Annotated in this window: 7 protein-coding genes and 1 other RNA gene; 5 read left to right on the forward strand and 3 right to left on the reverse strand. The window is 53.5% G+C overall.

What is annotated here, in order from left to right; translation table 11 throughout:
- The first annotated feature begins 300 nt into the window (after positions 1-300).
- Positions 301-5715, forward strand: a complete 5415-nt coding sequence (locus AC2IAX_RS05055; RefSeq protein WP_494389612.1) for a trifunctional serine/threonine-protein kinase/ATP-binding protein/sensor histidine kinase — start codon at positions 301-303, stop codon at positions 5713-5715.
- A gap of 134 nt (positions 5716-5849) precedes the next feature.
- A complete protein-coding gene (locus AC2IAX_RS05060) occupies positions 5850-7235 on the forward strand; it encodes an aminopeptidase P family protein (RefSeq protein ID WP_494389613.1) in 1386 nt (461 codons plus the stop codon).
- A gap of 79 nt (positions 7236-7314) precedes the next feature.
- Here AC2IAX_RS05060 and AC2IAX_RS05065 read toward each other — a convergent pair whose 3' ends face one another.
- Positions 7315-9333: a sensor histidine kinase gene (locus tag AC2IAX_RS05065; RefSeq protein WP_494389614.1), complete on the reverse strand. Its 2019-nt coding sequence runs from the start codon at positions 9331-9333 to the stop codon at positions 7315-7317.
- Positions 9334-9853: 520 nt separating this feature from the next.
- Between AC2IAX_RS05065 and AC2IAX_RS05070 the strand changes: the two genes are divergently transcribed.
- From AC2IAX_RS05070 to AC2IAX_RS05080, 3 genes are all read left to right on the forward strand, one after another.
- A complete protein-coding gene (locus AC2IAX_RS05070; RefSeq protein ID WP_494389615.1) occupies positions 9854-11641 on the forward strand; it encodes a peptide ABC transporter substrate-binding protein in 1788 nt (595 codons plus the stop codon).
- An 83-nt stretch (positions 11642-11724) separates the two neighbouring features.
- An RNA gene (gene ffs / locus AC2IAX_RS05075) (signal recognition particle sRNA small type) lies at positions 11725-11821 on the forward strand.
- A 384-nt stretch (positions 11822-12205) separates the two neighbouring features.
- The gene (locus tag AC2IAX_RS05080; RefSeq protein WP_494389616.1) at positions 12206-12712 is read left to right on the forward strand and encodes a hypothetical protein; all 507 of its coding nucleotides are present in this window, start codon (positions 12206-12208) and stop codon (positions 12710-12712) included.
- A 27-nt stretch (positions 12713-12739) separates the two neighbouring features.
- Here AC2IAX_RS05080 and AC2IAX_RS05085 read toward each other — a convergent pair whose 3' ends face one another.
- Both AC2IAX_RS05085 and ftsH read right to left on the reverse strand, forming a co-directional pair.
- A complete protein-coding gene (locus AC2IAX_RS05085) occupies positions 12740-13054 on the reverse strand; it encodes a hypothetical protein (protein WP_494389617.1) in 315 nt (104 codons plus the stop codon).
- A 256-nt stretch (positions 13055-13310) separates the two neighbouring features.
- Entirely contained in the window at positions 13311-15404 is a 2094-nt protein-coding gene (gene ftsH / locus AC2IAX_RS05090) for an ATP-dependent zinc metalloprotease FtsH (protein ID WP_494389618.1), read from the reverse strand.
- Between the last annotated feature and the right edge of the window lie 2 nt (positions 15405-15406).

A 15406-nucleotide genomic window follows, 5' to 3' on the forward strand; every position in this document is an offset into this window, starting at 1 on the left:
AATAATTCCCAAAATAACTATTTAGTTATAAAGCATTCGATAATCTACTCTAGAGCATTCTTCTAACACAGCTTCGCTTGATTATTACTGGTCTTAATTCGATGTTTTGCCCATTAATCTAGCAACTTGTGATTGCAATTGCTATGATCAGAGCCGAGCTAACGTGATCTCAAGCAGTCGTCAAGTTAAGCCCCAAAACTCTTCAAACCACACCTAAGACCATGGCCTGATCAGCCTTGATCAAGGCTTGGGTCAGGACTAAGGCGCTGAATCCACCCCTCAACTGCATGATCGTGGCCCATGACTAGCCCACTGCAACAAACTTCGCCCACTTTGTGGCCCAGCCTTGATGGTTACGAAATTACTGAGCAACTTTACTCAGGATCGCGCACAGCCGTTTACCGGGCAGTTCAGACTAATACAGGGCGATCAGTTGTCATCAAAATCCTTTGCCATGAGTATCCCAGCTTTAACGAGCTGACACAATTTCGCAATCAATATAGCATCGCTAAGTCTTTGAATATTACGGGTATTGTACATCCCTACAGTCTAGAAGCCTATGGCAACAGTTATGCCTTGGTGATGGAAGATTTCAGCGCTATCTCCCTAGAAGATTATCGAAAACAATGCTCGATTTCGTTGACTGATTTTCTGTCTATTGCCTTACAGGTATCCGAAATTCTCCATGACTTGCACCAAAGTCGGGTTATTCATCGAGATATTAAACCCGCCAATATTTTGATTCAACCCAGCACCAAAGTAATCAAAATTATTGACTTTAGTATTGCTTCCGTGTTGCCCAAAGAAACTCAGGAAATTCAGAACCCGAATATTCTTGAGGGAACCATTGCCTATTTAGCCCCTGAACAAACTGGCCGTATGAATCGCGGCATCGATTATCGCACAGACTTTTATGCCCTTGGAGTCACGTTTTATCAATTACTGAGTGGTCGGCTTCCCTTTGAAGCGACTGATCCCCTCAAGCTCATTCACTGTCACATTGCCAAAACACCCACAGCGCTTGATCAGGTGAATCCCGCGATTCCCTCCATGGTGGCGGCCATTGTTTCTAAATTAATGGCAAAAAATGCAGAACATCGCTATCAAACCGCGAAGGGGTTAAAGCACGACCTGGAGCAATGTTGGACACAGTGGGAGGCCACTCAACAAATTCAGCCTTTTGAGTTGGGAACTCGCGATTTGAGCGATCGATTCCTGATTTCTGACAAACTCTACGGGCGCGATCGGGAAGTGGCTTGCTTATTAGCGGCCTTTGAACGTGTTGCCCAAGGAAGCACAGAATTGATGCTGGTGGCGGGATTTTCTGGAATTGGCAAAACCGCCGTTATTCATGAAATTCACAAGCCCATCACTCGCCAAAAAGGTTATTTCATCAAGGGAAAATTTGACCAATTCAATCGCAATATTCCTTTGTCGGCTTTTGTGCAAGCGTTCCGCGACTTAATGAGCTATTTGCTCTCTGAGCCGGATAGTCAATTAAGCCAGTGGCGAACCAAAATTCTGGAAGCGTTGGGAGAAAGTGGGCAAGTTCTGATTGAAGTCATTCCCGAACTGGAGACGATCATTGGGTCTCAGGCAGCCGTGCCCGAATTGTCCGGAACAGCCGCCCAAAATCGGTTTAATTTTCTGTTTCAGAAGTTTATTCAGGTTTTTACAAGGCCCGATCATCCCCTTGTCATTTTTTTAGATGACTTACAGTGGGCAGATTTAGCCTCTTTGCAACTTCTGAAAGTGTTGATGGGAGATAGTGCCCATTTACTCATGTTGGGAGCCTATCGCGATAATGAGGTTTCTCCCATTCACCCTTTCATGGTCACCCTGGAGGAATTGGCAAAGGAACAGGCAGTCATTAATACTATTACGCTAAATCCGCTGAGCCTGGAGCATACCAATGACTTAGTGGCTGATACATTGCGTTGCCCACCCGATCGGGCATTACCCCTGACCCAATCAATCGATCGCAAAACCCAGGGTAATCCTTTCTTCACAACGCAATTTTTAAAGTCGCTCCACGAGGAAGGCTGGATTACATTCAACCGAGAAGCCTGCTATTGGGAATGTGATATTTCCAGTATTTACACCCTAACCACAACTGACGATGTGGTGGAGTTTATGGCAGCGCGGCTTCAAAGGCTGCCTGAATCCACGCGATCGGTCTTGAAGCTAGCGGCTTGCTTGGGTAACCAATTTGACTTAGTAACCCTCTCGATCATTGCTCAACAATCTGCCGCAGAAACAGCCAATGCTCTTTGGAAAGCGTTGCAAGAGGGATTGGTTTTACCCAACAGTCAGGTCTATAAATTTTTTCAGCCGGAGGTACTAACCCCAGCCGATCGGGAGGTGCAGGAACCGCAGGTTAATCCAACCTATCGTTTTTTACACGATCGCGTCCAACAGGCTGCCTATTCCCTAATTGATCCGGCTCAGAAACCGATGACCCATCTGACGATCGGTCAACTTTTGCAGACTCAGCTCTCTGGTTCAGAGTTAGAAAATAGACGATTTGATATTATTAACCATCTAAATTTAGGCCAAGACTTACTCACCACCGACGCAGAGCGGGTTTCCTTGGCTCAAAGTAATTTGGAAGCCGCCCAAAAAGCCAAAATAGCAACGGCCTATGCGGCTGCCAGCAATTTTGTTAACACGGGGTTATCGCTCCTGTCCAATGATCGCTGGCAGAAACAATACCACCTGAGTTTAGAGCTACATATCTTAGCGGCTGAAGTGGCATGTCTCATGGGCGATATTGCCGAGATGGACAATCATTGTCAACAGGTTTTAACGGCAGCTCAGACCCCATTAGACAAGGTGGAAATCTACAAAATTCAAATTAATGCTCTCGCTACTCGCAACCAAATGTCAGAGGCGATCGCGATCGGGTCTGATGCGCTTTCAGAATTGGGTGTGGCGTTGCCCACTCAAACCAACTCCACCATGAATCATCAAGTGCTTGAAGCGTTAGCTCAGCAACTTGAAGATTATGTCATTGAGGATCTGGGACATCTTTCTCCCATGACCAATCCTCGGATCATGGCAGCCATGAAGTTAATGGCGGCACTCTTTGCACCGATCTACATGGTGAAGATAGAACTCTTTCCATTGGTTTGTGCGCGGATGGTGAGCTTGTCTTTGGAATTTGGTAACAGTTCTGTTTCCATGATTGGTTACAGTGGCTATGGTCTGATTTTGACCAATTTTTACAATGAATTTGAAAAGGGATATCAGTTTGGCAAGGTGTCCTTGGAGCTACTTGATCGCTTCAGTGCTCCTGAATATCGGGCCATGACTCTTTTTCTATTTAGTATTTTTATTCAACATCGTCATAACTCCTTGCGATCGACTATTCCCATGCTCAAGGAAAGCTATCTGCTGGGAATGGAAACTGGCAATTTACTCTACGCAGTCTATAGCATTAATAATTACTTTTTTAATCAATTTTTCTCTGGCTTTTGTCTAACCGACATAGAACCGGATATGGAGCAATATTGCATCATTTTGAGCCAAATGAAGCGAGAAAATCCTGTAAGTTATCTGCGCATGCAGCAACAGGCTTTTCAAGGCTTTGTGACCAACACTGATTATCCCGATCGGCTAATTGGTCAGAGCTATGATGAAACGGTGATGTTCCCTCAGTATGTACAAAAAAATGAATCGTCCGGCTTGGCATTTGCTTATATTTATAAATTGATTTTAGCTTATCTTTTTGATCACTATGAGCGGGCTATTGATTATATCAATGCAGGCTCTCCTTGCATGTATATCATCACGGGACATATTCATATTTCAGTTTTCCATTTCTATGCAGGGTTAACCTATTTTCGGGCTGCCACTACTCAGTCCAGCTTAGGGCGATCGCGAGCATTGTCTCTTGGAGAAAAGCAACAAACAGCTTTAGCGCCTTGGGCCAGGCAATCGCCTATTAACCATCAGCATAAGGCAGATCTGCTAGAAGCGGAAAAGTGCCGCGTGCTGGAAAAGTTTTACGAAGCCGGTATTTTGTACGATCGCGCCATTGATGGAGCCAAGGCACAGGGATTTTTACAAGAAGAAGCTTTAGCGAATGAACTGGCTGCTAAGTTCTACTTGGATTGGAACAAGGAAAAATTCGCCGCCAGCTATATGCAGGAAGCCTATTACTGCTATGCCCGCTGGGGCGCGAAGGCAAAGGTAAGCGACCTTGAACAACATTATCCAAAATTGCTCTCGCCGATTTTGGAATCGGTTTCTGAGAAGTTGAATCCTCTGGAAACATTTGTTTCCATTGCGACTGCAACCTACAGCTCCACTGCCACACAAAATTCCAGCAGCCAAAATCTCAATGTCATGCTCGATTTGGCAGCCATCATTCGAGCATCCCAAAGTATCGCCAGCACCATTCAACTGGATGAATTACTGCAACAATTAACGCAAATTATTTTGCAATATTCTGGTGGTGACCAATGCATTTTGATGGTTCCTGATCATGATGGCGAATGGTTAGTGCGGGCGATCGCCTCCACCGAAATAACCAAGCTTTGCACCATCCCCCTTCAGAACGAAAATTCCCTGCCTTTACCCCTCATTCAATGGGTGAAAAATACCAGAGAATCGGTGGTGATTAATGAAGGTCAAACCCACTTGCCGATCGGGGATGCTTTTCTTGATCGCCCGATGCCCCAAAGTATATTGTGCTTACCCATTCTCAACCAATCGCAATTGGTGGGCATTTTATATCTCAGCAACCAAGCTGCGAAAAATGTGTTTACGAGCGATCGGCTCTTGGTTCTGAATTTTCTCTGTGCCCAAGCAGCTATTTCACTGGAAAATGCTCGTCTCTATCAGCAAGCACGCACCTACGCTCAACAACTTGAACAATCCCAGCTACAGATCGTTCAAAGCGAAAAAATGGCATCCTTAGGAAACTTGGTAGCTGGGGTTGCTCACGAAATTAATAATCCGATCGGCTTTTTAAACGGCAGCATTCAAAATTTGCAAGATTCTTTTCAGGATCTCATTGGTCATTTAGAACTCTATCAACAGCATTATCCCAACCCTGAATCCAGCATCACTGATAATGCGGAAGAGATTGATTTAGATTTTTTGAGTGAAGATTTACCAGCACTATTGAAATCGATGCAGTTAGCAACCGATCGCATCAAGGGTATTAGCAATAGTCTGCGCACTTTTTCACGGGCGGATACGGAATATAAAATTCAAGCCAATTTACATGAAGGAATTGACAGCACATTACTGATTCTGAAGTATCGACTAAAAGCCAATGAGCATCGCCCTGCCGTTGAAGTCATTCAAGACTATGGGGATATTCCAGCAATCGATTGCTTTCCGGGACAGCTTAATCAGGTGTTCATGAATCTTTTGGCCAATGCGATCGATATGTTCGATGAGCTGGCTCAGGGACAGTCATTTGAAGAATTAACTGCCCATCCGCAAGTCATTACGATTTGTACTCGACAAGTCGATGATCATGTGCAAATAACGATTCAAGACAATGGCAAGGGCATGAATGAGGCGTTACAAGCCAAGATTTTTGATCCCACATTCACTACTAAGGCCGTTGGCAAAGGCACCGGATTGGGCTTAGCGATCGCTCGCCAAATTGTGGTGGAAAAACATGGCGGCAGCTTAACGGTGCGATCGGAATTGGGCCAGGGGTCGCAGTTTTTAATGAGCTTGCCCATTCGTGGTTCCTGACCTGCTTGCAGAATGGCTGGGGATTTCGATCACAGACCATCTGAAATTCATCGCCTAGAACCCATAGCCTGGAGCTAATTGCCGGGAACCCATAGCCTGGAGTTAGATGTTACTCAGCGGGCAGAGGTCGGAACATGAGTGATTACAGTTTTGCCGATGGGTTGCGTGATCGTCGTCGCCGGTTAAGTGATCGGGTGTTGTTTCCGGTGGCCCTCTGGTCTGGGCAAGGGGCGGCGCGGAATTTTCCCGCCAATCGCTATCCCTTTCGGGCCAGTAGCCATTTTTTGTATTTTGCGGGACTGTCCCTTGAGCGGGCCGTGCTGCTGATCCTGGACGGGCGATCGATTCTGTTTTGGGATCAACCGACGGTTGATGATGCGCTGTGGCATGGGCCAGAACCCTCGCGGGCGGAATTGGCGGCCCAAATGGGGGTGGAGGATGCCTATCCCTTGGCGGAACTGGCGAGCTATTTGGGCGATCGCTTGGCGGAGGTGGCGACCATTGCGGTACAGTCGCCTGCGGCCCGGGCCCATCAGGAAGCCCTGCTGGGGCGATCGCTCCCCCAACCGGCCCAGGCAAATGGCCCCGATGGGGCGCTGGTGGATGCAATCGTGGCGGTGCGATCGACCCAAGATCCCATGGCCCTAGGGGAGTTGCGGCGATCGGCGGCGATCGCGGTGGCGGCCCACCGGGCCGGCCTCGCAGCCACAAGCCAAGCCCCCACAGAAGCGGCCGTGCGGGCGGCGATCGAAGCCACTTTGATCGCCCAAGAGGCTTGCCCCGCCTACAACAGTATTGTCACCACCCGGGGCGAAGTGCTCCACAATGAGCGCTACCATCACCCTCTCACGCCGGGGGATTTGCTGCTGGTGGATGCGGGGGCCGAGGTGTCCAGCGGTTGGGCCTCCGACATTACCCGCACTTGGCCCGTATCGGGGCAGTTTTCCGCCCCACAGCGGGCGATTTATGAGGTGGTGTTGGCGGCCCATGATGCGGCGGTGGCGGCAGTGCGGCCGGGGGTGGAATACCGCGATATCCACCACAAGGCGGCTTGGGTATTGGTGGAAGGCCTGGTGGACTTGGGCATTTTGCGGGGACAACCGGCGCAATTGGTCGATCGGGATGCCCATACGCTGTTTTTTCCCCATGGTGTGGGCCACCTGTTGGGGCTGGATGTGCATGACATGGAGGATCTGGGCGATCGGGCAGGTTATGGGCCCGGCCGCCAACGCAGTGAGCGGTTTGGCTGGTGTTTTCTGCGGCTCGATCGCCCCTTGGAGGTGGGCATGGTGGTGACGATCGAACCCGGTTTTTACCAAGTGCCGGGCCTGCTGCAAGACCCGGCGCGGCGCGATCGCTATGGCGACTGTATTGATTGGGAACGGTTGGCCCAATTTGCCGATGTGCGCGGTATTCGGATTGAGGATGACGTGCTGGTCACGGCGACGGAGCCGGAAGTGCTCACGGCCGATTTGCCCACGGATCCTGACCAAATTTGCGCGCTGATCACTGGTGCTTAGCGGGGTGCTTAGGGGGTTCAAAAGTTAGCCTCAAGTCTGGCTCCTGGGCTGAAGCACCCGTCAGCCCAGGAGCCAGCCCCTAGCTAGACAGCAACAGAGACGGCATCGATCGCCCGCCACCGTTGGGCAGCATGGGCGGCAAGGGTCGATCGCCCAAATTTCCCCGCCTCAGAAACCGATCGGGCAAGTCCTCCGCCGATTCCGCCTCCGCCAAAGTAGGCGGCGCAGGGGGCAGCTCCACCACAAAAGTCGTGCCCTGATTGGGTTCCGACTCAAACCAAAGCCGGCCCCCATGCTGCTCCACAATGGTTTGATAGGCGATCGACAGGCCCAACCCCGTCCCCTGTCCGATCGGCTTCGTACTAAAGAAAGGATCCAAAATGCGATCGTGCACCGCCTCCGGAATGCCGAGGGCATTGTCTCGAATCCGAATCACCGCCCGCCCACTGGTCGCATCCAGGGCCGTGGCCAGCCAAATGGTGGGGCGTTCTTCTTTGGCTAACCATTGGGGCGACTCGATCGCCACCGTCAACGCATCGATCGCATTTTCAATCAACGCCGCCAAGGCCTGATTCAGCGGGCCCGGATAACAAGTGATGGCCGGCAGTGCCCCCCACTCATGAATGAGCTGAATCGAATGGAGCTGATCCCCGCTGCGCAAGGCATTTAACCGCCCTTGAAACAACACCAAGGCGCTATCCAAACTCTCGTTGAGGTTAATGCTCTTCACAATCGCCTCATCCAACCGCGAGAAAGCCCGCAGCGATCGAACAATCTTTTGGATGCGCTCCACGCCCGATCGCATCGATTGCAGCATTCTTGGCCAATCTTCTGCAATATAAGCGGGATCCACCTCCTCCACCAACGCTTCCATCTGAGCCGAAGGAGCCACCCCCGATCGCGCCCACTCCGCTTGGTAGACATTCACCAAGTCCAACAAATCCTGGATATAGTGACCCGCGTGGGCCAAATTGCCCGCAATGAAGGCCACCGGATTGTTCACCTCATGGGCCACCCCTGCCACCAACTGCTCCAGCCCCGCCAGCCGTTCCGCCTGCACCAACTGGGCCTGCTGCCACTTCAGGGCCTGCAACGCCGCCTCCAACTGAGCCGCCTTGTCCGCGAGCTTGGCCTCCACCGCCTGTCGCCGCCGAATTTCCGCTTGGGCCTGTTCATACAGTTCCGCCTGCAACACGGCCACGGCCAACTGATGGGACAACCGCTCCAGCAAATGAATTTCGTTAGGATGCCACTGGCGCGGACTTTGGCAGTGGTGAGCGATTAACAGGCCCCAGAGCCGGCCATGGTCAGAGATGGGCAACACCAAATTAGCCTGCACTTGGAACCGACGCAGCAAATTGCGATGGCACTCGCTCAGAGGGGCCGTTTCAATGTCACTGATGGCGCTAATGCGTCCCTGTTGGTAATCCTGGGCGCGGCTGACCTGAAAACAGGTGTCCTCAATCGTCACATCCAACGACGCATCCCAATCCTCACCCACGGATTCGGCCACCACCATGCCGCTCCAGTCGGGGTTAAAGCGATAGACCACCACCCGATCGGTCTGCAGCAGTTGGCGCACCTCATTCACCGCCGTGCTCAACACCGCCGTCAAGTCCAAGTCCTGGCGAATGCGCTGGGTCACACCGCTCAGGAGTTGTTCCTCTTGCAATTGCCGGTTTTGGCGCTTGCGGGCTTCCACCGCTTCGGTCACGTCCGTTTGTACGCCAATGTAGTGGGTCAAATGGCCCGCCGCATCATGCACGGGGCCGATCGAAAGGCGATTCCAAAAGGGCCGGCCATCCTTGCGGTAATTGAGCAACACCACCTCACAGGCCTCACCCCGGCGAATGGCCTGGCTGAGTTGCTCCACCGCCACCGGATCCGTGTCCGGCCCCTGCATAAACCGACAGTTACGCCCCAACACCTCTTCCCGGCGGTAGCCTGTCATGGTCTCGAAGGCTTCATTGCAATAGATCAGGGGGCGATCGGGCCGGCTCATATCGGCGATCGCGATGCCGCAACTGGCCGAAGCCATCGCCCGTTCATACAACTCCAGGGTCACCGGCAATAACCCTGGACTCGCTTGATTTTCCATAAGCCTCCAAGCTTCAGGATCTGACGCGTCCTCTGATTGGTTTGTGGTTTGCCATCCGGCCAAACATTCAGAAACATCCAACAGTGCTGTTGAATCTTCAGACACCCTCTCGGATGACTGGGCATTCATGGTGTTTTCCGCCGCACCCTGCAACGACAAACAGCGTTCAAGGTCGATCCCTGGTGGATCCCGAATCCTTCATTGTTCCGGGTCAGTCCACGGTGATCAAGAGCTTGGTTAAAAAATCTCGCGATACAAATGCTGTTGATTAGGATTGGTTTTCGCTGAATTTTATTTCCCTAATCTCATTCTATAAGTGATTTCAGGAATTGATTGGGTCGGCAGCGGCTGCCGGCCATGGAGCGATGGGAGCAGTGGGAGTGTTGCGGGAGAACTGTGGGGGCGTTGCGGGAACGTTGCAGGAACATTGATCGATCGCACGAGACAGACTAAGGCAGACGGATTATTGTTGGCTGTTATTGTGGTTTTCGATTGATGTTGTGGTGTCTGGTGGCGATTCATGCCTAACCTGTTTTGGCCTCGGAAATGGACAAGAACGATCGCTCCGGCTCGATCGCCCCAGTTGCGTCAGTCGTTAGGGGCGATCGGGCTGGTGGCCAGTTTGCTGGTGGGGGGCTGTGGCGGCGGCGCATCCACCAACTCCGCCAACCGTCCCAGCGCCAGTGGCCCGGCGGATAAAACCCTGAAGTTGCTCTATTGGCAAGCTCCCACCATTTTGAATCCCCACCTGGCCACGGGAAATAAGGATTTTGACGGGGCGCGGGTGGTCTATGAACCCCTGGCCAGCTACGACAAAACGGGCAAATTGGTTTTATTTTTGGCGGCGGAAGAACCCACCCTGGCCAATGGTGGCGTGGCCAAGGACGGGCGATCGGTCACTTGGAAGCTGAAATCCGGCGTGACGTGGGCCGACGGCAAACCCTTCACCGCTGAGGATGTGGTTTTTACCTATGAGTTTTTGAGCGATCCCAAAACCGGCGCGGCCACCCTCACGGACTACGCCATGGTGAAATCGGTGCGGGCGATCGACCCGCAAACGGTGCGGATTGAATTCACAGCGCCCACGGCCAGTTGGTCTCAGCCCTTCACTGGCTACAACGGCATGATTTTGCCGAAACACGTTTTTAAGGACTATGTGGGAGCCAGGGCCAAGGAAGCACCGGCCAACCTGAAGCCGATCGGGACGGGTCCCTATCAGGTGGAGTCCTTTAAACCGGGTGATTCGATCGTCTATAAACCCAACCCCAACTACCGCGATCGGGCCAGCCTTGCCTTCGAGCAGGTGGAAATCAAAGGCGGCGGCGATGCCACCTCGGCCGCCCGGGCCGTGTTGCAAACCGGCGATGCGGACTACGCCTACAATCCGCAGGTGGAAGCGCCAATTTTGAGGCAACTGGAAAGCGGTGGCAAGGGCAAACTGTTGGCCGTGACCGGGGCCCAATCGGAGCGGATTCACTTTAACTTCACTGACCCCAACCGGGCCACCGCCGACGGGGAGCGATCGAGCGTGCAGTTTCCCCACCCCTTCTTCACGGATAAAACTGTGCGCCAGGCCTTTGCCCTCGCGGTTGATCGCGCCACCATCGCCCAGCAGCTCTATGGCCCCACCGGCAATCCCACGGCCAATCTGATCATCGCTCCCCAGCAGTTTGCCTCACCCAACAACCAAATGGAATTCAACCTGCAAAAAGCAGCCCAACTGTTGGATCAAGCGGGTTGGAAAGACACCAACGGCAACCAAATTCGGGACAAAAACGGTGTGGAAATGCGGGTGCTGTTTGTCACTTCGGTGAATCCCCTACGCCAGAAAACCCAGGAGATTGTGAAGCAAGCTTGGGAGTCGATCGGGATTGGCGTGGAACTGAAGTCCGTGGATGCCGGAGCCTTCTTCTCCGGCGACCCAGCCAACGCCGACACGGTAAACCGCTTCCAAGCCGATTTGCAGCTCTACACCACCGGCAACACCTCCCCGGATCCCAGCGCACACCTGAAATGGTGGACTTGCTCCGAAATTGCCAGCAAAGCCAACGACTGGAACCGCAATAACTACACCCGCTATTGCAACTCAGCCTATGACCAAGCTTGGGCCAAAGCCGACCAGGAATTAGATCCCATCAAACGGCAGGCGGCCATGATTGCCCTCAATGACCAACTGATTCAGGATGTGGCCCTGATTCCCCTCATTGCCCGGGCCAAAGTGGGAGCCGTCAGCGATCAATTGCAGGGCGTGGATCTCACCCCTTGGGACAGCGACACCTGGAACATTGCCACCTGGAAGCGCCCCTAACCCCCCATCGATCAATCGGGTTCAGAAACAGTCGGGTTGCTCGCCCTTGCGTTAACGGGGGCTGTTCATGGTATGGTTATGGCGACCTGGACCCGCGCAATCCCAACGCCCGAACCGTGTCAGAGCCGGAAGGCAGCAGCACTAAGGGATGCTTGAGATAGGCGCGGTCTCCGGGTCTCTTTTTTTGCTTATTGCTTTTGCTTATTGCTTCTGTTTATTGCTTTTGCTTATTTTTTGTTCGTATTGAATCTGTAAAGTACCCTGATCGATCGCGGGATGTATCGCCAGATATATCGCGGGATGCGTTGCGGGGCACATCGCGGGATACATAAATCAACGGGCGAATTTCCTGAGTTGTTGATGAATCCAACAACCACAGACCTGAATTGCATAGGATTGAAGTATTCAGCCTGTTGAACTGAAACCAAGCAAGTCCTAGCGAAGGCTGAGGTACTGGTTTTGGCAGCCGATCGATCGGGAGCGTCTCAGCGGCAGCCCAGTTCAATCACCAGGGTCAGGGCGCGGGGATTCGCGATCGCACAGCCACTAGGAGCGTAATTAACAATGATGGAGCGGCATCATGGGGCCAGGCAGGCGGCCCAACAGGCCTTCTTAGAGGCCCTCGAACGCCTACGGGAAAATCTGACCGATCCTGAAGATGCGGCCGCCCTTGACACGGTGGAAACCGAAGCAGCCCCCAGCCCCCAGGCCGCAGCCGAAACCGCACCTCCCGCCAGCCAGGAAATTACCCTGGAAGATTTAGAAGCGGCGATCGAGGATATTGAGCGCTATATGGGCAGCCAGCATCAAGAGGATGAAGACCCCCAGGCTCCCGCAAATCCTGAAGATCCCGAAAATGTCGAGAGTTCCGAGAATTCCAAGGCGGCACAGGGCGAGGCAAACAACCCCGATCGCCCCTTGGATCAAGGGATGGAACCAGCGGACGAAACACCCGATCTCGCAGACCCCAACGCGCTCTGGGCGGAAATTCTGTTGGGACTGGAGCAAAAAACCGCTCCCGCGCCACCGCCTACGCCCCCCGATCGGCGGCGCTCAGGGGAAACCCATTGAGTGGTTCCTTCAACGGTTGGTGAGCCTTTAGCCGCGCCGCCCCTCTTCGATGCCCTCGATCGCCTCAAAATAGTCTGCGGCCTCTTGCCACACTTCCCGAAATGACATGGCTCCCGATCGGTCGTTGGGCGACACAAGATGTTCCCATTGGGCAATGTAGCTGGTCACTAAATCCACCATCGGTTCACTGATGCTGTTGGTGGGCATTCCCGCTCCGGCAAATCGATAGACCTGATCGGTGGAAAAGGATTGCAGTTGAAACCCTCCTGGCTGGGTGATGGCTTGGTAGGGGCCAATTTGCACGGACGCTTGCGGGGACGGGGCGGGCTGTTCGATCGGCATGGTTCCAGGCAATGGGGAATTGGGGGCGATGGGAGGCGATCACCTTGGGCAGCGATCGGATTGGATTTCAATCAATCCATTCGGGCTAATTGAATTGAGCAATTCAGGACGGTTAATCGAGATCAACCCAAAGCGATCGGCCCAAAGCAATCGATTTTGATGAACCGATCTAGAGCAATCAACCCAAAGCGATCGACCCAAAGCAATCCAGATTAATTCAGGGCGATCGATCCAGAGCGATCGGGCGATCGCAGTCCTAAACCCTTGCCGCAGCCGGGCTACCGGCGTTGCTGGCTTGACGCATTTGTCGATCCTCGGGGTAATCCTTCTCGGGAATTGGGACGTAGGAACGCACAATTTTGCGGAATTCATCCCCTTCGATCATTTCTTCATCGAGCAGTTGATCGACCAATCGATCGACCAGTTCTCGATGCTCACGGAGGATCTGACAGGCTTTTTCGTAGCAGTTGACGGCAATTTCCCGCACGGTGCGATCGATCTTGGCGGCCACCTCTTCGGAATATTCCGGCTGAGACATCCAACCCCGTCCCAAAAACACTTCACCCGATTGGCTTTCCAGGGCCAACGTACCCAGATCCGACATGCCATAGCGAGTGACCATTTCGCGGGCCAAGGTGCTGACTACCTTCAGATCGTTGCTGGCTCCGACGGTGATTTCGGAATCGCCAAACACTTCCTGTTCGGCCGCCCGGCCCCCCAGGGTCATCACAATTCGATCGAGAATCCAAGCACGGGTATAGAGACCGCTATCCACCATTTCCTCATTGAAAACCTGTTGGGCAAACCCGCCAATACCGCCCGATCGGGGCACGATCGTCACCTTGTTCAGCGGGTCAGAATGCTCCAGCAGCGTCATCAACAGGGCATGGCCCACCTCGTGATAGGCAATCAGGCGTTTTTTCTTGCTATCCAGCAGGGGAGCCAACTTCAGGCCAATGGTGATCCGGTCGATCGCATCGTCAATTTCCTCCAGGCTGATGGCCGGCTTCCGTCGCCGGGCCGTCAAAATCGCCGCCTCGTTGAGCAAATTCGCCAAATCAGCCCCCGCAAAACCGGGAGTGCGCCGGGCGATCGCCTCGATCGACACCCCTTCTTCAATCTTTTTGGTGCGGGCATGGACTTGCAAAATCGCCAGCCGCCCCGTGTAACTGGGCAAATCAACGGTAATTTGGCGATCGAACCGGCCCGGTCGCATCAGGGCCGAGTCCAGCACATCGGGGCGGTTCGTGGCGGCAATAATAATCACCCCGGAGTTGCCCTCAAACCCGTCCATCTCGGTCAGCAGTTGGTTGAGGGTTTGTTCCCGTTCATCGTTGCCGCCGCCAATGCCCGCGCCCCGTTGGCGACCCACCGCATCAATTTCATCAATGAACACAATGCAGGGAGCGCTTTCCTTCGCCTTGCGGAACAGGTCTCGCACCCGAGATGCGCCCACCCCCACAAACATTTCCACAAATTCCGAACCGGACATGCTGAAGAAGGGCACGCCCGCTTCCCCGGCGATCGCCTTGGCCAACAGGGTTTTACCCGTTCCCGGTGGCCCCACCAGCAACACCCCGCGCGGAATCTTGGCCCCCACGGCCGTGAAGCGTTCCGGCTGCTTCAGGAAGGTCACCACTTCCTGTAGCTCCTCCTTGGCTTCTTCCACGCCGGCCACGTCATCAAAGGTCACGCCGGTTTTGGCTTCCATCTGGAACTTGGCGCGGGATTTGCCAAAGTTCATGGCCTGGCCCGAAGCGTTGGCCGTGCGGCGCACAATGTTCACCAGCAGGGCAATCACCAACCCCACAAACAACAAATTGGCAATCAGGCTCAGGGCCGCGGTGCGATCGACCGACTCTTGCACCGAGAGTTCCACCCCCTTCGCCCGGGCAATTTCGATCAGCTCCGGGTTGCGCTCAAACAGGGTCACTTCGTAGGGCGAGCTGGCGCGACCGTTTTGATCCAAAAAGACCCGGGCCAGTTGTTCTGCGGGAAACAGATCAATTCGCTTGACCTGGCCCGCCTCCAACTTTTCCATCAGGTCGCCGTAGGTGAGGGTGCGGCCGCGGCGTTGGTTGGCAGGCTGATTGGCAGGTTGGCCAACCGTGGGGGTCGATTCCGAGGAAGAGCGATCACTCGGTTGACTCTGGGCCAAAGCGGGCGCGGTCACCGTCAACAGGTTAAACAGCAGCAGGGCCGAGGCGATCGCCCGTCGCCGACGATGGCGCGATCGGGTGGGTAGGATCCATGAACCGGGATGCCCCCCACCGGTTCGATCGGCCTGCGATCGGTTAGCGGTGTGGTGCGATGATTCCGAGGGAGATCCCATTCCAAAAAAGCGCATCATGC

The organism is Limnothrix sp. HT2024, from assembly GCF_059138625.1.